The organism is Gottfriedia endophytica, from assembly GCF_017814275.1.
Classification (GTDB): Bacteria; Bacillota; Bacilli; order Bacillales; family Bacillaceae_G; genus Gottfriedia; species Gottfriedia endophytica.
The window spans coordinates 114,395-132,372 of record NZ_JAGIYQ010000009.1 but is presented as its reverse complement, the minus strand read 5'-3'; the positions used below and the strand labels follow the sequence as shown (position 1 = coordinate 132,372).

Here is a 17,978-nt window from a genome sequence, read left to right as displayed (position 1 = left end):
ATTATGATAATAATGAAGAAAAAGGAAATACAGAGTGGATCCCTAAAAGAGTGAACCTCTCAGGAGGATTAAATAATGGCAGAAAATTTAGTAATAGTGGAGTCTCCTTCGAAAGCAAAAACAATTGAAAAATATTTAGGAAAAAAATTCAAGGTTATTGCATCAATGGGGCATGTTATAGATTTACCAAAAAGTCAAATGGGGATTGAAATCGAAAACGATTACAATCCAAAGTATATTACAATTCGAGGAAAAGGTCCGGTTTTAAAGGATTTACGCTCGGCGGCAAAAAAAGCAAAGAAAATCTATCTTGCAGCCGATCCGGATCGTGAAGGAGAAGCAATAGCTTGGCATATTGCGAATACATTGAAAATCGATATTTCCTCTGATTGTCGAGTTGTCTTTAATGAAATAACGAAAGATGCAATAAAAGAATCCTTTAAGCATCCTCGTCCAATTAACATGAATTTAGTCGATGCTCAACAAGCAAGAAGAGTATTAGACAGATTAGTTGGTTATAACATTAGTCCTTTATTATGGAAGAAAGTTAAAAAAGGACTAAGCGCGGGGCGAGTTCAATCTGTTGCATTACGATTAATTATTGAACGCGAAAATGAAATAAACGCTTTCATACCAGAAGAATATTGGTCAATAAAAAGTAATGTTTTAACTAAAAAAGACCAATTCGATGCAAATTTCTATGGATTAAATGGAAAAAAAGTAGAGCTTCACTCAGATGAGGAAGTTAACAACGTATTAAGTCAGGTAAAAGGAAATGAATTTTTAGTTCAAAGTGTTACTAAAAAAGAAAGAAAAAGAAATCCAGCTACAGCGTTTACAACTTCTTTATTACAACAAGAAGCAGCACGTAAACTAAACATGCGTGCTAAAAAGACAATGATGATTGCACAACAACTTTATGAAGGTATATCATTAGGTAGTGGCGGACCAGTCGGATTAATTACTTATATGAGAACTGATTCAACACGTATTTCTGAAGTAGCCTCAAAAGAAGCAATCGAATATATTCAAGAGACATTCGGAAAAGAATTCGTTGCAATTGAGAAAAAAAGCGAAAAGAAATCAGATAAGGTACAAGATGCTCACGAGGCGATTCGTCCTTCGTCAACACTCAGAACACCTGATACTGTAAAGAATCATTTAAGTAGAGATCAATATAGACTATATAAGCTTATTTGGGAGAGATTTATTGCTAGTCAAATGGCACCTGCAATACTTGATACAGTTAAGATTGATTTAGTAAACAATGATGTTATATTTAGAGCGAATGGTTCAGTTGTAAAATTTCCTGGATTTATGAAAGTCTATATCGAAAGTAATGATGATGGAACAGAAGAAAAAGATAGATTATTACCAGAATTGGCCGAAGGTGAGAAGGTAAAATTAGAAAATATCATACCTGAGCAACACTTTACACAGCCACCTCCAAGATATACTGAGGCAAGACTTGTAAAAACGCTTGAAGAAATAGGAGTTGGTCGTCCTTCAACCTATGTTCCTACACTTGAAACAATTCAAAAAAGAAATTATGTTTCGCTTGATAATAAACGTTTTGTTTCGACTGAATTAGGTCAGATTGTTTTTAAATTAACTCATGAATTCTTCCCAGAAATTATCAATATAGAATTCACTGTAAAAATGGAAAAAGATCTTGATCAAATTGAAGATGGAATTACAAATTGGATCAAAATTATTGATGATTTTTATAAAGGATTTGAACCACATCTCAAGAAAGCAGAAATTGAAATGCAAAAAGTTGAAATTAGAGATGAACCTGCTGGTGAAGATTGTGAAGTATGTGGAAACCCAATGGTATTTAAAATGGGCCGTTATGGAAAATTTATGGCTTGCTCAAACTTTCCAGATTGTAGAAATACAAAAGCAATTGTAAAAGATATCAATGTTACATGTCCTAGCTGTAAGGATGGCAAGATTATTGAGAGAAAATCAAAGAAAAACCGAATTTTCTATGGATGTTCTCACTATCCAGATTGTGACTTCTTATCATGGGATAAACCAATTGCAAGACCATGTCCTAAATGTGAAGGAATGCTAGTTGAAAAGAAATTGAAAAAAGGTATTCAAGTTCAGTGTGTTTCATGTGAATACAAAGAAGAACAACAAATGTGAGCAATTTTTTGCTCACATTTCATTTTCTTTTAAGGAAATATTAAGATTATTATACTAAAATTATGGAATGAAACTGAGATTTTATCTCGTTTCAAGGAAAAGGAGTTCATCATGACAGAGCAATATATTAATGTAATTGGAGCAGGTTTAGCAGGAAGTGAAGCTGCATATCAAATTGCCAAAAGAGGTATTAAAGTAAGATTATACGAAATGAGACCAGTAAGACAAACTCCGGCACATCATACTGATAAATTTGCAGAACTTGTTTGTAGTAATTCATTACGAGCAAATACATTAACAAATGCAGTTGGTGTGTTAAAAGAAGAAATGAGAAGATTAGATTCAGTTATCATTCGTTCTGCAGATGAGTGTGCTGTTCCAGCTGGTGGTGCTTTGGCGGTGGATCGACATGAGTTTGCTGAAAAAGTGACTCAATATGTTAAAAATCATCCAAATGTTACTGTTATAAATGAAGAGGTTACAGAATTACCTGAAGGACCTACAATTATTGCAACTGGTCCTCTAACATCTCCAGAATTATCAGAAAAGCTTAAAGCATTAACTGGACAAGATTATTTCTATTTTTATGATGCTGCAGCACCAATTATTGAAAAAGATAGCATTGATCTTAATAAAGTTTATTTAAAATCTCGCTATGATAAAGGTGAAGCTGCTTACTTAAATTGTCCAATGACAGAAGAAGAATTTGATCGTTTTTATGAAGCTTTAATATCAGCAGAAACGGTTCCATTAAAAGAATTCGAGAAAGAAATTTTCTTTGAGGGATGTATGCCTGTTGAAGTAATGGCAAAAAGAGGGAAGCAAACATTGACTTTTGGTCCAATGAAGCCGGTTGGGTTAGAAGACCCAAAAACAGGAAAAACTCCTTATGCTGTTGTACAATTACGTCAAGATAATAGTGCAGGAACATTATATAATCTTGTAGGATTTCAAACTCATTTGAAGTGGGGACCACAAAAAGAAGTGCTACAATTAATCCCTGGATTAGAAAATGCTGAAATTGTTCGATATGGTGTAATGCATCGAAATACATTCATTAATTCACCTAAACTTCTAAGTGCATCATACCAGTTTAAAGGTAAAGAAGATTTATTTTTTGCTGGGCAAATGACTGGAGTAGAAGGGTATGTAGAATCAGCAGCATCTGGACTAGTTGCAGGAATCAATGCTGCTCGTTATGTATTAGAAAAAGAGCTAATCGAATTTCCAGCAGAAACAGCTATAGGAAGTATGGCACATTATATAACGACTACAAGTGAAAAACACTTCCAACCAATGAACGCTAATTTTGGATTATTTCCTAGATTAGAGGCTAAAATTAAGAAAAAACAAGAACGTTATGAAGCATATGCAAATAGAGCACTTGAAACTATTATGAATTATATAGAATGTTGAGAGAATTTAATTGCTTATAGCCACTAGATATGTTAATATGTAGTGGCTCTTGTGAGGTGATATGGTCTTGAATGTTAAGATATTGTGTCAATTGTTCGTTCAATATTTACAATTAGAGAAAAATTCTTCACAATACACTTTAGGTAGTTATGAAAAGATAATTGAACAATTCATAGCATTTATGGAACAGCAAGAAATAACTTCATTTTCTTCCGTATCATATTCTGATGTTCGTCTTTATTTAACTACACTACATGACAAACAGCTATCAAGACGGTCAGTCTCCAAGCATATTTCATGTTTAAGAAGCTTTTATCGTTTTTTAATGAGAGAAAATGTTGCAAAAGACAATCCTTTTGCATTGGCTTCGCTTCCTAAAAAAGAAAGTTTGATACCCCGTTTTTTATACAAAGAAGAACTTGAACAATTATTTGGTATAAGTAAACTGGATACTGCATTGGGGCAAAGAAATCAAGCGCTTTTGGAACTGCTATATGCAACTGGTATACGAGTTAGTGAATGTTGTAACTTGAAATTAAATGATATTGATTATCAAATCGGTACGATTTTAGTTACAGGTAAAGGAAATAAACAACGCTATGTACCATTTGGAAAATTTGCAGGTAAAGCATTACAAACATATATTGAGGATGGTAGAAATAAACTTTTAATAAATGGTAATAGTACTGAGGATAAAGTTTTTCTTAATTTTCGAGGAACACAGCTTACACCTAGGGGTGTACGTGTTATTCTTAGTAAACTAATTGAAGAAACATCTATTACATGTAAAATACATCCACATATGTTAAGACATTCTTTTGCGACCCACTTATTAGATAATGGTGCAGATATTCGAAGTGTTCAAGAGTTACTTGGACATTCAAATTTGTCATCAACTCAAATTTATACACATGTTACGAAGGAGCGGCTACAAAAAGTTTATAATGCCCATCATCCTAGAGCATAAGTGTATAGAATTTTTTAGGAATTTAGAGTTTGAGGAGGCTGCTTATGTCAAATTTTCATGCTACAACAATATTTGCTATACATCATAAGGGACAAAGTGCTATGGCTGGAGATGGTCAAGTAACGTTTGGAAATGCAGTTGTTATGAAACATACTGCTCGAAAGGTTAGAAAGCTCTTTGGTGGAAAGGTACTTGCTGGATTTGCAGGATCGGTTGCGGATGCTTTTACCTTATTTGAATTATTTGAAGGTAAATTAGTAGAGTATAATGGCAATATACAAAGAGCAGCTGTTGAACTAGCAAAGAAATGGCGTACTGATCGAGTATTACATAAACTTGAAGCACTTTTGATTGTAATGGATCATCAAAATCTATTGCTAATTTCTGGAACTGGTGAAGTAATTGAACCTGATGATGGGATCTTAGCAATTGGTTCAGGTGGCAATTATGCATTGGCAGCAGGAAGAGCCCTAAAAGAGAATGCAGGAGATACTTTAACAGCTAAAGAAATTGCTTATGCAAGCCTAAAAACAGCAAGTGATATTTGTGTATATACGAATGGGAATATTATTTTAGAGGAATTAGAATAGGAGAGTGTAGAATGAATACTTCTTTAACTCCGCGTCAAATTGTTGAAAGATTAGACCAATATATTGTTGGGCAACAACAAGCGAAAAAAGCAGTAGCAATTGCACTCCGAAATAGATATCGTAGAAGTTTATTAGAAGATTCTTTACGTGAAGAAGTTTCTCCAAAAAACATATTAATGATCGGGCCAACTGGTGTGGGGAAAACTGAAATTGCTAGAAGAATGGCAAAATTAGTTGGAGCTCCATTTATAAAGGTGGAAGCAACTAAGTTTACAGAAGTTGGGTATGTTGGTAGAGATGTAGAGTCGATGGTTAGAGATTTAATCCAAACATCAATTCGAATTGTCAAAGAAGAAAAAATGAGTACAGTTAAAGAACAAGCAGAAATATTAGCTAATCAACGTATCGTAAAGCTTTTAGTCCCAAGTTTAAAGAAACAGAATTCCTTTAAATCACCATTTGAAATGTTGTTTAATAATTCAGGCCAAGAAGAACCAGTGGAAGAAGAACAAATTGAACCTGAAATAAGTACGAAGCGTAAAGATATTGAGCAAATGCTTAAGTCTGGTAAATTAGAAAATGAACTTATTTCGGTTGAGATTGAACAGCAACAACCTCAAATGTTTGATTTTATGCAAGGTACTGGTATGGAACAAATGGGAATGAATTTTCAAGAATCATTAGGTAATTTATTACCCAAAAAGACTAAAAAAAGAAAACTTCCTGTTAAAGAAGCTAGAAAGATATTAACGAATGAGGAAGCTCAAAAGTTAATTGATATGGATGAAGTTACGCAGGAAGCAATATACCGTGCTGAACAACTTGGAATAATCTTTATAGATGAAATAGATAAAATCGCAAGTAAACAAAATAGTACACAAGACGTTTCAAGAGAAGGCGTCCAAAGAGATATTTTACCGATTGTTGAAGGAAGTACTGTAATGACAAAATATGGTCCTGTACGTACAGATCATGTATTATTCATTGCAGCAGGGGCATTTCATATTTCAAAGCCTTCTGATTTAATTCCGGAGTTACAAGGACGTTTTCCAATTCGTGTAGAATTAGCAAAACTTGTCGTAGATGATTTCGTTAGAATTTTAGTTGAACCTGATTTTTCAATAATCAAACAATATAAAGCATTATTGTCTACAGAAGGTATACAAATCGAATTTTCTGACGATGCTATAGTTAGAATTGCTGAAATTGCTTATGAAGTAAATCAATCGACAGATAATATTGGTGCGAGAAGATTACAAACAATAATGGAAAAACTTTTAGAAGATTTGTCATATGAAGCTTCAGAAATTCAAATGGGTAAAATCCTTATAACGCCACAATATGTTAACGAAAAATTAGTAAATATTGCTAAGGATAAGGATATAAGTCAATTTATTTTGTAATAACCGTACAACTTAATAGGAGGATATTAATAACATGCAATTATTAGAAAGAACTAGAAAAATTAATAAGCTTTTACAACAATCAGCTGGTAAACCAGTAAACTTTAAGGAAATGGCTGATACTTTAGAAGAAGTAATTGAAGCAAATGTATTCGTTTTAAGCCGTAAAGGAAAATTATTAGGTTATGCACTTCACCAAAAAATTGAAAACGATCGTATGCAAAAAATGTTATCAGATCGTAGATTCCCTGAAGAATATACAAATAGTCTGTTTAACATTAATGAAACTTCACCAAATATTAAAATTGAAAGTGAATACACTTCATTCCCAGTTGAAAATAGAGAACTTTTCGCTGGCGGCCTTACAACAATTGTACCAATCATTGGTGGTGGAGAACGTTTAGGTACATTAGTACTTGGTAGAATTAATGATGAGTTTAAAGACGATGATTTAATCTTAGCTGAGTATGGTGCAACTGTAGTAGGTATGGAAGTATTACGTGAAAAAGCTGAAGAAATTGAAGAAGAAGCAAGAAGCAAAGCTGTTGTTCAAATGGCAATTTCTTCTCTATCATATAGTGAATTAGAAGCAATTGAACATATTTTCGAAGAATTAAATGGCTATGAAGGTTTACTAGTAGCAAGTAAAATTGCTGACCGCGTTGGAATTACACGTTCTGTAATTGTAAATGCTTTACGTAAACTAGAGAGTGCTGGTGTAATTGAATCTCGTTCACTAGGAATGAAAGGTACTTACATTAAAGTATTAAATGATAAATTCTTAATTGAATTAGAAAAACTTAAATCAAATTAATGATAAAAATAGACCCTTACTTAATTGTAAGGGTCTATTTTTATTATTTTGTGAACAATTATTGACAAATTGTTCCATAATTGTAAAATTCGACATAAATATATATTAATTTTGCTTATATATTGGTAATATAAGGGTTGAATGTTGTGGAAAAATTTCAATTAATTATAAAATTGTCATATTTAGGAGAATAAGCAAATTTGATTTTTTATCAAAATTCATAATTCATAGGGAATATTGCCTATTTGAAATATGTGAAAATATACGGTTTCCATATTTATCCTTGAAAGATATAATTTAAACATAGAATATTGGCGTTTTTTGTCTAACAAATAAAAAGTTTTATGGAAAACGTAGAAATTTAATAGAATATGTCTTTTTTTTATGAAAAGTGGTGGGGAGGATTTTATGAAGTTGTTCTCAAATTCAATCAATTTTTTAGAACAAGGGTTAGATTATTCATCATTAAGACAAAAAGTTATCTCTCAAAACATTGCTAACGTTGATACACCAAATTATAAAGCTAAAGATGTTTCTTTTCGTACAGAGTTTGATCAAGCTCTGCAATCACAAATGCAAGCTAAAAAAACTGATCCAAAGCATCTTGATTTTAAATATGGTCAGTCTTCTATGATTAGCATTGAAGAAAAAAACAATACTTCTTATAACGAAAATGGTAACAACGTGGATATTGATAACGAAATGTCTTTAATGGCACAAAATCAAATCTATAACCAAGCATTAGTTGATCAATTGAACAACGAATTTAATTCACTAAAAATGGTCATTCGAGGAGGAAAATAATCGATGGGCATCTTTAATAGTATAAATATTTCTTCTTCAGCACTTACAATGCAAAGATTGAGAATGGATGTTGTTTCGTCTAATATGGCGAACGCAGATACAACAAGAGGAAAACTAGTTAATGGAGTATGGGAACCATACCGACGTAAACTTGTTGAAATTTCATCAGCAGGGGATGAAAACAGCTTTGGATCATATTTTAATCATTCTATGAATCCTTCAACTAATGTTGGATCAGGTGTAAAAGTAACAAAAATAAGTGAGGATCAGTCCCCATTTAAATTAGTCTATAATCCGTCAAGCCCAGACGCTGATCAAAATGGGTATGTAAAAATGCCAAATGTTGATCCACTTAAAGAAATGGTTGATTTAATGGATGCATCTAGAGCATACGAAGCAAATGTAACTGTTTTAAATGCTTCAAAAGGAATGTTACTAAAAGCCTTAGAAATTGGGAAATAGGAGATAAACTGAAATGAATCCAATTAGTCAAGTTAATCTACAAAACCTTCAGCCAATTAATATGAACAGCTTGCAAAATAATTCAGGCGGAACGCAAACAAAATTTGCAAACTTTTTAAAAGACTCGATCAATGAATTAAATGATAGTCAAGTAAAATCAATTGATTCGACAACTAAGCTCGTTAAAGGAGATAACATTGATTTACACAATGTAATGATTGATGCTGAAAAAGCGAACATTACGCTACAAACGGCAATTGAGATTCGAAATAAGGTAATTGATGCCTATCAAGAAATTATGAGAATGCAAATGTAATTTTCTTATAATTTGAAAATTGTGTTAATTTGTCATAATTTGAACAAACATCTGGGGGATTTAAATGAATGAAAAATTAAATGAGAGTTTAAATCGAATAAAAAGCTATTGGAAAAGTCGAACACAATTTCAAAAAGGGCTTATTATTGGGATTCCACTTATTCTCGCACTTATAATCGGAATTACAACTTATTTCCTAACAAAAGTAAATTATGTACCATTATATAGTAATTTAACACCTGCAGAAACGGGACAAATCAAACAAACTCTGGATAGTCAAGGTGTTTCATCAGAAATACAAGATAATGGGAAAACGATCTATGTACCAGATAACGTTGTTGATAGCCTAAAGGTCGATTTAGCAGCAAAAGGAATTCCTGATTCAGGAACAATTGATTATTCATTTTTTAGTAAAAATAGTAATTTCAGTATGACTGATAATGAATTCAACGTTCTCAAACTGGAAGCTATGCAAAATGAACTAGCTAATTTGATGAAACAAATTGATGGTGTTAATAATGCGAAAGTCATGATTAATTTACCGCAACAAAGTTTATGGGTAAGTGACCAGAATCAAACAGCTTCTGCGTCAATTGTGTTAGATACAAAGCCAGGGTATAATTTCACTCCAGATCAAATAACAGCACTGTACCATTTAGTATCAAAAAGTATACCTAACTTACCTACTGATAATATCGTCATTACTAACCAGAATTTTGAGTATATTGACTTACCAAATCAAAAAAATAATTCAACAGCTAATACATATGACACGCAACAAGAAGTTAGGAAGAATGTTGAAAGAGATATCCAACGCCAAGTCCAGCAGTTACTTGGAACAATGATAGGTCAAAATAAAGTAGCGGTTGGAGTAACTGCTGATATCGATTTTACACAAGAAGCAAGGGAAGAGAATCTAGTAGAGCCAGTTGATAAAACGAATATGCAAGGGATTGCTGTAAGTGCAGAACGAATCAAAGAAGCATATGTAGGCGGAAAACCTGCCACTGGTGGTGTTGCGGGGACCGGTACACCGGATACTACTACCTATCAATCGAGTGGTTCATCAAATAATGGAGACTATTCTAGAAGTGAAGAACGAATTAATTATGATGTAAATCGAATAAAAAGAAAAATAGTGGAAAGTCCTTATAAAATAAGGGATTTAGGAATACAAGTGGCAGTAGAGCCACCAAATCCAAAGAATCCTAATTCACTGCCACAACAAACAATTAATGATATTAAACAAATGTTAGGAACAATCGTAAGTACTTCTATTGATAAAAGTTATATCCAAGGTGGAACAGCTTTAACTCCTCAACAAGTAGGAAATAAAATAGCTGTATCTGTTCTGCCATTTAATGGGAATACAATTCAACAAATCCAACCACAAAGTACGATTCCAGTTTGGATGTATATTGTAGGAGGAGTTCTACTTTTAGTTATCTTGCTACTAATCATTCTTTTATTACGTAAAAAACGTAATGAAGAAGTTCTTGTTGAAGATCTAAATGAAGAAGATATGATTGATGTACCAGACATTAATGATGAGCAGGAAACAGATTCTACAGTACGTAGAAAACAATTAGAAAGGATGGCAAAGGATAAGCCAGATGAATTTGCCAAATTATTACGCAGCTGGTTAGCGGAGGACTAGGAGGAGAAAAATGGCTAAAAAAGATAAAAATGTACTAACAGGAAAACAAAAAGCTGCGCTTCTATTAATCTCTCTTGGCCCAGATGTTTCAGCTTCCGTATATAAACACTTAAGCGAAGAAGAAATTGAAAGGTTGACACTAGAAATTTCTGGTGTTAGAACCGTTGACTCAAAAGAAAAAGAAAATATTATTGAAGAATTTCATCAAATTGCATTAGCCCAAGAGTATATTACTCAAGGTGGGATTGGGTATGCCAAAACGATATTAGAAAAAGCGCTTGGGGGAGACCAAGCTCAATCAATTCTTAATCGACTTACTTCATCTTTACATGTGAAGCCATTTGATTTTGCTAGAAAAGCCGACCCTAGTCAAATACTTAATTTTATACAAAGTGAGCACCCGCAAACAATCGCATTAATCCTATCATATTTAGATCCAGCTCAAGCGGGCCAAATACTTTCAGAGCTACCACATGAGGATCAAGCTGATATTGCGAGAAGAATTGCTTTAATGGATAGTACATCACCTGAAATAATAAATGAAGTTGAACAGTTGTTAGAAAGAAAATTATCGACGACAGTAACTCAAGATTACACTCAAACAGGCGGAATCGAAGCAGTTGTAGACGTATTAAACGGTGTTGATCGTAGTACTGAAAAGACAATTCTTGAAGCATTAGAGATTCAAGATCCTGAGCTTGCAGAGGAAATTAAGAAGAGAATGTTTGTCTTTGAAGATATTGTTACTCTTGATAATCGTTCAATTCAACGTGTTATTAGGGATGTTGAAAATGAAGATCTTATGTTTGCTCTTAAAGTGGCTAGTGAAGAAGTTAAAAATGTTGTCTTTAAAAATATGTCTAAACGTATGGCAGATACATTTGTTGAGGAAATGGAATATTTAGGCCCAGTTCGTTTAAGAGATGTAGAAGAAGCACAAACACGTATTGTTGCAACAATTAGAAGGTTAGAAGAGGCGGGAATCATCGTAGTTGCTCGTGGCGGAGGAGAGGATATTATTGTCTAATTTTATTAAAAGACAACATGTCTTGGAAGAAGCACCTCCATCAAAAACGATCAGTATAAGAAAAGTTTCTACAAAAAACGAAGAAAATCAATACATAAATGAACAAACACAAACTATAGAAGATTTAGAACAAAGAGTTCAAATCGAAAAGAATAAACTCATCGATTTACAAAATGAAATGATATCTCTTAAAGAAGAAGCACTAAGAGATATTCAACTTCATAGAGAAAATTGGGAGCATGAAAAAAAGGATTTACAACACCAAGCTTATCTAGAGGGATTAGATACTGGTAAATTTGAAGGACGAAAGCTAGGAATGGATGAATACAAGTTTTTAATTGAAGAGGCAAAAAACATTATTAACTCATCGAAACAAGATTATATACAAAGAATCGAAGAAAGCGATGAAACAATTTTAAGGTTAGGATTAAAAATTGCCTCTCATATTTTGGACCAAGAGCTTACAAATGATCCTAATGTAATCATTCCAGTTGTAAAAAAAGTTATTCGAGAATTACGTGAAGAAAAGGATATTCGTTTGACTATTCATCCTGATCAGTATGAATTGGTGATTACCCACAGATCAGAATTAGAGAAAATCCTAATAAATGAATCAAAGATTTATATTTATCCTGATGAGACATTAACAATTGGGAGCTGCATTATTGAATCTTCATTTGGAAGAATTGATGCAAGTGTAGATGTTCAATTAAGTGAAATCTCTAAAAAACTGATTGAGATGGTACAGGAGGAAGACCATGCAACTAAGTAACGTCATTCAAAATCTTTCCTCAATTGATACTTTTAGAAGATACGGAAAAGTTTTAAGAGTAATTGGCTTAATGATTGAGTCAAAGGGTCCAAAAGCATCGATTGGTGATTTATGTTTTATCTATTTAGATCGAGCACAAACAAAAAAGGTTTATGCAGAAGTTGTAGGATTTCGTGATGAAAATGTATTATTAATGCCTTTTACGAATTTGAATGATATTTCGCCAGGAAGCATGGTAGAAACAACAGGTAAGCCGTTACAAGTTAAAGTAGGTACATCGTTAATTGGACAAGTCCTCAATTCAATTGGTGAACCTTTAAATGGTTCAGAATTACCGAAAGGATTGAGTTCAGTCCCTACAGATGCTGAACCACCAAATCCGATGCAGAGACCAACAATCAAAGATAAAGTTGAAGTTGGCGTTAAAGTTATTGATAGCATGTTATCGGTTGGAACTGGGCAGCGGATGGGGATTTTTGCTGGAAGTGGTGTAGGAAAAAGTACACTTATGGGGATGATAGCTCGTAATACGAATGCTGACATCAATATAATTGCATTAATCGGGGAACGTGGTAGAGAGGTACGTGAGTTTATTGAAAAGGATTTAGGTCCTGAAGGATTAAAACGTTCCATAGTAGTTGTAGCAACCTCTGATCAACCAGCATTAATGCGATTAAAAGGTGCATTAACAGCAAGTGCGATTGCTGAATATTTTAGAGATCGCGGAATGAACGTCATGTTTATGATGGATTCTGTAACTCGAGTTGCAATGGCACAACGTGAAATTGGTTTAGCAATTGGCGAACCTCCAACTACAAAAGGGTATACCCCATCTGTCTTTGCGCTCTTACCTAAATTACTAGAACGAACTGGAACTAGTGAAGATGGAACAATCAGTGCATTTTATACAGTTTTAGTTGATGGCGATGATATGAACGAACCGATTGCTGATACTGTTAGGGGAATACTTGATGGACATATAGTACTTGATCGTGAACTTGCTAATAAAGGACAATTTCCTGCAATTAATGTTTTGAAAAGTGTAAGTAGGGTAATGTCATCTATTGTCGAGTCAGAACATATCACTCTAGCAGAAAAGGTTAGAACTTTATTATCTACTTATCTAAATTCAGAGGATTTAATTAATATAGGTGCATACAAACGTGGTTCGAATCCACAAATTGACGAAGCAATTTATTTTTATCCGAAAATTATTGAGTTCTTTAAGCAAGCTGTACATGAAAAATTTACGACAGAAGAAACTGTTCAATTACTCAGTACAATTGTCAAAGAAGGTGAGTAGAATTGGGAATTCCCTATAAATTTGAAAAAATTTTAATGATTAAACAAAAAGAAAAAGAACAAGTACAAATAGACTATGAATTATCAGTTCAATCTTTTGAAAAAGAAGCAAATAAATTGTATGAGGTTTTGAAAAGAAAAGAAATGGTTGAAGAACAAAAGCAACAAAATCTACAAAAAGGGGTATCCATAGATGGATTAAAACAACAACTCCTTTTTGTAGAAGCGTTAGAGAAGGATATAAAACATTCTCAATTGCAAGTAATAAACGCACGGAATCATATGAATACAAAGCAAGAAGTGTTAATAGAACATAATGTTGAAGTGAAAAAGTATGAAAAAATGAGAGAAAAAGCTATAAAATCTCACTCAGAAATACTCTTATCATTAGAAAATAAACAAATGGATGAGATTTCACTTCAGCAATTTGTAAATCGAAATGTATAGGTGATGTTATGGAAAATGTTGAAATGCAAGAAAAAAAGTATAGTTTTTTTCAATATTTTGTTTTTGTCTTCCTAATTCCGTTACTATTTACTATTACGATCGCAATAATCATTCTCTCGGTTGCTGGAGTTAATGTATCAAAAGAGGCAAAACAACTAGCTTCACATATACCTTACGTACAAAAATGGGTTAATCCAACTAAACCAATGTCTGAAAAAGAGCAAATTAAAAATGAGAATAGTAAATTAAAATTAACGAATTTAAAAACAGAATCTGACTTAAAAAAAATACAAGATCAATCCAATCAAAAGGATCAAGAAATCACGAATTTACGTATTGATGCAGAAAAACTTCGCCAACAAGTTAAGGATTTACAATCTGGACAGGCTGAAAAAGTAGCAGCTAATCAAAAGAAACAGGAACTATCTAAAAAATTGTTTGCAAGCTATGAACAAATGGATCCAAAACAAGCTGCAAAAATTCTATCTGCACTGCCTGAAGATGAAGCCTTTTACATCATTTCGAATTTAAAGAATGAAACAGTATCTGCAATATTAGCAAGTATGGATGTGAAAAAGGCTGCAAGGATTACAGCTAAGTTAACGACTAACGGTAAATAGTCATAACCTTTGGAAGGAGGTGGACAAAGTGAATGAGATTAGTAAAAATCGAACAATTGATCTATTACCAAAAATTCAAAAACCACCATCACAAACGGTAAAACGCAATATATCATTTGAGCATGTGATGAAGGATACACAATCTCATCAACAAGTTCAACCGAACGATAGTCGGAATACTCAAATTAACAGAGAAAACAAAACTGAGATTCCAGAAACTATAGTCCAAAAACTAGAAGAATTAACTTCTAATCAGCAAAGTGACATATCAGAAAAAATAAAATCAATTGTCCAAAAGTTAGGAGATTTATCTTCTAGTGAACAAAGCGATGATAAGCAGTTATTGGATGCTTTAATTAACTTACTACAATACTTACAAAATATGTTTAAACAAGAAGATAACACTCAAGTTCCTAAAAAACAAGAGATTAGTAACATAATGGAAAATAAGGGTGATATCAAGAGTGTTGTAAATTTACAAGAAGCAACAGGTAATAAGAATTTATTGAATTACCTACTTTTAAAATTAAATAGTAATACCCAAAATACAGGTGATTTACAAAATTCAAAAACTGCCAGTAAAAGTCAAGAAGTAGTAAATAACACTGATATTGATAAATTGATTCAACAATTAGAGCAATTACTAAACAATAACGAGAAATCTCAAGTAGTTCAGAAAAACGACTTTAAATTAGATCAAGGTGCAAACCAAGAAGATAATAAGAAAGTGGATTTTTCTTTGGATAAACTAGGTCAAATTCTTGAACAAGTTGGAGTTAATAAAGATCAAGTTAGTGAAATCACAACAAAAGTTGAGGCGTTATTAACAAATAGTAAACTACCAGAGCTTAAGAATCAGTCTACTATTTCAAACTCACAAACTAATGAAATTAGTATTGAAACTAGCTTAGATTTACCTACAAAAAAAGTGGAATCTAAATCTACGGATCAAAACTTTTTAAATGGAAATCAACTTCAACAATCAAATATTAAGCAATTTGCTTTATTTGTAGGAAAATCAAACTCTAATCAAACAACTACTCAGTTTGTAAAAGATTTTCAAAATATTATTAGTAAAGCAGCATTTTCGAATGATTTAACCCAACAAAAATTATTTATTAAACTTTTCCCGGAAAATTTAGGTAGAGTGACAATTGAATTAGTAAAAAACAGCCAAGGTATGATGGCAACCATTATTGCCTCTACTCATGAAGCAAAGGAATTACTTCAGTCAAATTTAGATAGTTTAAAGCAAGCGATGCAATCGAGCAATCTTCAATTAGAAAAAATAGACTTGTATCAGTCACTTCAATCTGATCGTTCTTCTTATTTAAATCAAGAGCGTCGTCAGGAAAAGCAAGATAACCAGGGAAAATCAAATCAGCAATCTAATCAAAGTAAAGAAGATGAAACAACTTCTTTCTTAGATGAGCTAATGAAAGTGAGCATATAAAAGGAATGAATACAATTACTCAAGCCTTAAATGCATTAACTACTAATGATTCTAAAAATGCGAAAAAAGATGGAAGCGCACTTGGGAAAGATGATTTTTTAAAACTTCTTATCACCCAAATGCAAAATCAAGATCCATTAAGTCCAATGCAAGACAAGGATTATATTGCACAATTAGCAACATTCTCATCTCTAGAACAAATGACAAATATGAATACATCTTTTAATAGTTTTCTATCATATATGTCATCAAACATATTGCAATATAGTGAATTGATTGGAAAAAAGATTTCATATGCCGAATTATCAGCAGACGGAACAACACATACATTTCAAAATGGTGTTGTCCAATCCGTTGAGAGAAAAAGTGATGGTTTTGTCTTACATCTTACTAATGGGAAAACAACCTATCCAGAGTATGTTTCGTCAATACTTGGTAATTCCGATGAAACTCCAAAAGTTGAATAGATGAAATATAATTGCAGAGAGAATAGAGGAGGATTTTAAATGTTACGTTCAATGTATTCAGGAATTGGTGGAATGAAAAACTTTCAAACAAAATTAGATGTAATTGGTAATAATATTGCCAATGTTAATACTTATGGTTTTAAGAAAGGTCGCGTAACATTTAAAGATATCGCAAGCCAAACAATTTCTGGAGCTAGTAGTGCTCAGGCAAATCGTGGGGGAACGAATGCTAAACAGATAGGACTTGGCTCAGCACTGGGAACTATTGATACAATCATGACAAATTCAAGCTTACAAACAACTGGTCGACCACTTGACCTTGGTATTGATGGGGATGGCTTCCTTATTGTTAAGAATGGAAACCAACAATTATATACTCGTGCAGGTAACCTTGATATTGATAGTGTTGGAAATTTAGTAAATGGTGATGGATTGAAAGTTCAAGGGTATGGAATGAATGCAAATGGAACACCTAACACTTCTAAACTAGTTAATTTAACTATTAACAAAAATGCAACTGTACCGCCATCCCAAACATCATTTGTTAAGTATGCAGGTAACTTAGATAGTAATGCAGTTGTTGGAGCCACTGCTTCAATGGATTTTAATATCAAGGACTCTTTAGGAAATGATGTACCGATTACTGCAAAATTTACAAAAGACGCAGCTACTAATTCTTGGACAGTAAATTATACTACGACAAGTCCAAACTTTACAATAACAGCAAATACAGGAAATATAACGTTTAATAATAATGGTACATTAAATACTGCACCAGTAAATACAATAACATTGACTGCCAATGCAGGATATGGTGGAATAGTTCAACCTATTGCACCTGCAAGCCTAGATTACTCAGGTATTTCTCAAAATGCAGCTCCATCTAGTTTATCTGTTGCAGATAAAGATGGCTATTCTGCAGGCTCGCTTTCAAGTTATACAATTGGCCAATCTGGAGAAATCTCAGGTGTATTCTCAAATGGACAAGTTAAAACACTTGGACAACTGGCTTTAGCGACATTTTCTAATCCAGGTGGCCTAATTAAGGCTGGTAGTAATACATTCCAAGACAGTAATAACTCAGGTATTGCGAATGTTTCAACACCAGGTAATTCAAGAGGGGTAATAAATTCTGGTTCTCTTGAAATGTCAAATGTTGACTTATCAGAAGAGTTTACTGATATGATCGTTGCTCAGCGTGGTTTCCAAGCTAACTCACGAATCATTACAACATCAGATCAAATTTTAGAAGAGCTAGTAAACTTAAAACGTTAAGGTAGGTGAATAAGAGTTAAGTTTATCTTAACTCT

At 32.9% G+C, this 17,978-nt stretch carries 18 protein-coding genes; all 18 read left to right on the top strand.

Annotated features, from left to right (window positions below):
• Window positions 1-75 precede the first annotated feature (75 nt).
• Window positions 76-2,151, top strand: coding sequence for a type I DNA topoisomerase (gene topA / locus J5Y03_RS13795; RefSeq protein ID WP_209406595.1), 2,076 nt, complete (start codon window positions 76-78; stop codon window positions 2,149-2,151).
• 111 nt (window positions 2,152-2,262) lie between these two features.
• A complete protein-coding gene (trmFO, locus tag J5Y03_RS13790) occupies window positions 2,263-3,567 on the top strand; it encodes an FADH(2)-oxidizing methylenetetrahydrofolate--tRNA-(uracil(54)-C(5))-methyltransferase TrmFO (protein ID WP_209406594.1) in 1,305 nt (434 codons plus the stop codon).
• A 67-nt stretch (window positions 3,568-3,634) separates the two neighbouring features.
• Window positions 3,635-4,534, top strand: a complete 900-nt coding sequence (gene xerC, locus J5Y03_RS13785; RefSeq protein ID WP_209406593.1) for a tyrosine recombinase XerC — start codon at window positions 3,635-3,637, stop codon at window positions 4,532-4,534.
• Between the two features lie 44 nt (window positions 4,535-4,578).
• The gene (gene hslV / locus J5Y03_RS13780) at window positions 4,579-5,124 is read left to right on the top strand and encodes an ATP-dependent protease subunit HslV (RefSeq protein WP_209406592.1); all 546 of its coding nucleotides are present in this window, start codon (window positions 4,579-4,581) and stop codon (window positions 5,122-5,124) included.
• Window positions 5,125-5,135: 11 nt separating this feature from the next.
• Window positions 5,136-6,527, top strand: coding sequence for an HslU--HslV peptidase ATPase subunit (hslU, locus tag J5Y03_RS13775; RefSeq protein WP_209406591.1), 1,392 nt, complete (start codon window positions 5,136-5,138; stop codon window positions 6,525-6,527).
• A gap of 34 nt (window positions 6,528-6,561) precedes the next feature.
• Complete coding sequence (codY, locus tag J5Y03_RS13770; protein ID WP_209406590.1) at window positions 6,562-7,341, top strand: GTP-sensing pleiotropic transcriptional regulator CodY; 780 nt, start codon at window positions 6,562-6,564, stop codon at window positions 7,339-7,341.
• Between the two features lie 408 nt (window positions 7,342-7,749).
• A complete protein-coding gene (gene flgB, locus J5Y03_RS13765) occupies window positions 7,750-8,145 on the top strand; it encodes a flagellar basal body rod protein FlgB (RefSeq protein WP_209406589.1) in 396 nt (131 codons plus the stop codon).
• 3 nt (window positions 8,146-8,148) lie between these two features.
• Entirely contained in the window at window positions 8,149-8,607 is a 459-nt protein-coding gene (gene flgC, locus J5Y03_RS13760) for a flagellar basal body rod protein FlgC (protein WP_209406588.1), read from the top strand.
• A 13-nt stretch (window positions 8,608-8,620) separates the two neighbouring features.
• The gene (fliE, locus tag J5Y03_RS13755; protein WP_209406587.1) at window positions 8,621-8,923 is read left to right on the top strand and encodes a flagellar hook-basal body complex protein FliE; all 303 of its coding nucleotides are present in this window, start codon (window positions 8,621-8,623) and stop codon (window positions 8,921-8,923) included.
• Between the two features lie 64 nt (window positions 8,924-8,987).
• Window positions 8,988-10,580: a flagellar basal-body MS-ring/collar protein FliF gene (gene fliF / locus J5Y03_RS13750; protein WP_209406586.1), complete on the top strand. Its 1,593-nt coding sequence runs from the start codon at window positions 8,988-8,990 to the stop codon at window positions 10,578-10,580.
• Between the two features lie 10 nt (window positions 10,581-10,590).
• A complete protein-coding gene (fliG, locus tag J5Y03_RS13745) occupies window positions 10,591-11,607 on the top strand; it encodes a flagellar motor switch protein FliG (RefSeq protein WP_209406585.1) in 1,017 nt (338 codons plus the stop codon).
• Complete coding sequence (fliH, locus tag J5Y03_RS13740) at window positions 11,600-12,379, top strand: flagellar assembly protein FliH (RefSeq protein WP_209406584.1); 780 nt, start codon at window positions 11,600-11,602, stop codon at window positions 12,377-12,379. Before fliG ends, fliH begins: the two co-directional genes overlap by 8 nt.
• A complete protein-coding gene (fliI, locus tag J5Y03_RS13735) occupies window positions 12,366-13,682 on the top strand; it encodes a flagellar protein export ATPase FliI (protein ID WP_209406583.1) in 1,317 nt (438 codons plus the stop codon). Before fliH ends, fliI begins: the two co-directional genes overlap by 14 nt.
• A 2-nt stretch (window positions 13,683-13,684) precedes the next feature.
• On the top strand, window positions 13,685-14,128 hold the full coding sequence (gene fliJ, locus J5Y03_RS13730; RefSeq protein WP_209406582.1) for a flagellar export protein FliJ: 444 nt from the start codon (window positions 13,685-13,687) through the stop codon (window positions 14,126-14,128).
• 8 nt (window positions 14,129-14,136) lie between these two features.
• Complete coding sequence (locus J5Y03_RS13725) at window positions 14,137-14,748, top strand: MotE family protein (RefSeq protein WP_209406581.1); 612 nt, start codon at window positions 14,137-14,139, stop codon at window positions 14,746-14,748.
• A 28-nt stretch (window positions 14,749-14,776) separates the two neighbouring features.
• Window positions 14,777-16,201: a flagellar hook-length control protein FliK gene (locus J5Y03_RS13720; RefSeq protein WP_209406580.1), complete on the top strand. Its 1,425-nt coding sequence runs from the start codon at window positions 14,777-14,779 to the stop codon at window positions 16,199-16,201.
• A gap of 5 nt (window positions 16,202-16,206) precedes the next feature.
• Window positions 16,207-16,668: a flagellar hook assembly protein FlgD gene (flgD, locus tag J5Y03_RS13715; RefSeq protein ID WP_209406579.1), complete on the top strand. Its 462-nt coding sequence runs from the start codon at window positions 16,207-16,209 to the stop codon at window positions 16,666-16,668.
• 39 nt (window positions 16,669-16,707) lie between these two features.
• On the top strand, window positions 16,708-17,943 hold the full coding sequence (locus tag J5Y03_RS13710) for a flagellar hook protein FlgE (RefSeq protein ID WP_209406578.1): 1,236 nt from the start codon (window positions 16,708-16,710) through the stop codon (window positions 17,941-17,943).
• The last annotated feature ends 35 nt before the right edge of the window (window positions 17,944-17,978 follow it).

Bases quoted from the DNA above. Each gene is read 5' to 3' on its own strand.
- topA (WP_209406595.1), top strand. From the start codon at position 76: ATGGCAGAAAATTTAGTAATAGTGGAGTCTCCTTCGAAAGCAAAAACA.
- trmFO (WP_209406594.1), top strand. From the start codon at position 2,263: ATGACAGAGCAATATATTAATGTAATTGGAGCAGGTTTAGCAGGAAGT.
- hslV (WP_209406592.1), top strand. From the start codon at position 4,579: ATGTCAAATTTTCATGCTACAACAATATTTGCTATACATCATAAGGGA.
- hslU (WP_209406591.1), top strand. From the start codon at position 5,136: ATGAATACTTCTTTAACTCCGCGTCAAATTGTTGAAAGATTAGACCAA.
- codY (WP_209406590.1), top strand. From the start codon at position 6,562: ATGCAATTATTAGAAAGAACTAGAAAAATTAATAAGCTTTTACAACAA.
- flgB (WP_209406589.1), top strand. From the start codon at position 7,750: ATGAAGTTGTTCTCAAATTCAATCAATTTTTTAGAACAAGGGTTAGAT.
- flgC (WP_209406588.1), top strand. From the start codon at position 8,149: ATGGGCATCTTTAATAGTATAAATATTTCTTCTTCAGCACTTACAATG.
- fliE (WP_209406587.1), top strand. From the start codon at position 8,621: ATGAATCCAATTAGTCAAGTTAATCTACAAAACCTTCAGCCAATTAAT.
- fliF (WP_209406586.1), top strand. From the start codon at position 8,988: ATGAATGAAAAATTAAATGAGAGTTTAAATCGAATAAAAAGCTATTGG.
- fliG (WP_209406585.1), top strand. From the start codon at position 10,591: ATGGCTAAAAAAGATAAAAATGTACTAACAGGAAAACAAAAAGCTGCG.
- fliI (WP_209406583.1), top strand. From the start codon at position 12,366: ATGCAACTAAGTAACGTCATTCAAAATCTTTCCTCAATTGATACTTTT.
- J5Y03_RS13725 (WP_209406581.1), top strand. From the start codon at position 14,137: ATGGAAAATGTTGAAATGCAAGAAAAAAAGTATAGTTTTTTTCAATAT.
- flgD (WP_209406579.1), top strand. From the start codon at position 16,207: ATGAATACAATTACTCAAGCCTTAAATGCATTAACTACTAATGATTCT.
- J5Y03_RS13710 (WP_209406578.1), top strand. From the start codon at position 16,708: ATGTTACGTTCAATGTATTCAGGAATTGGTGGAATGAAAAACTTTCAA.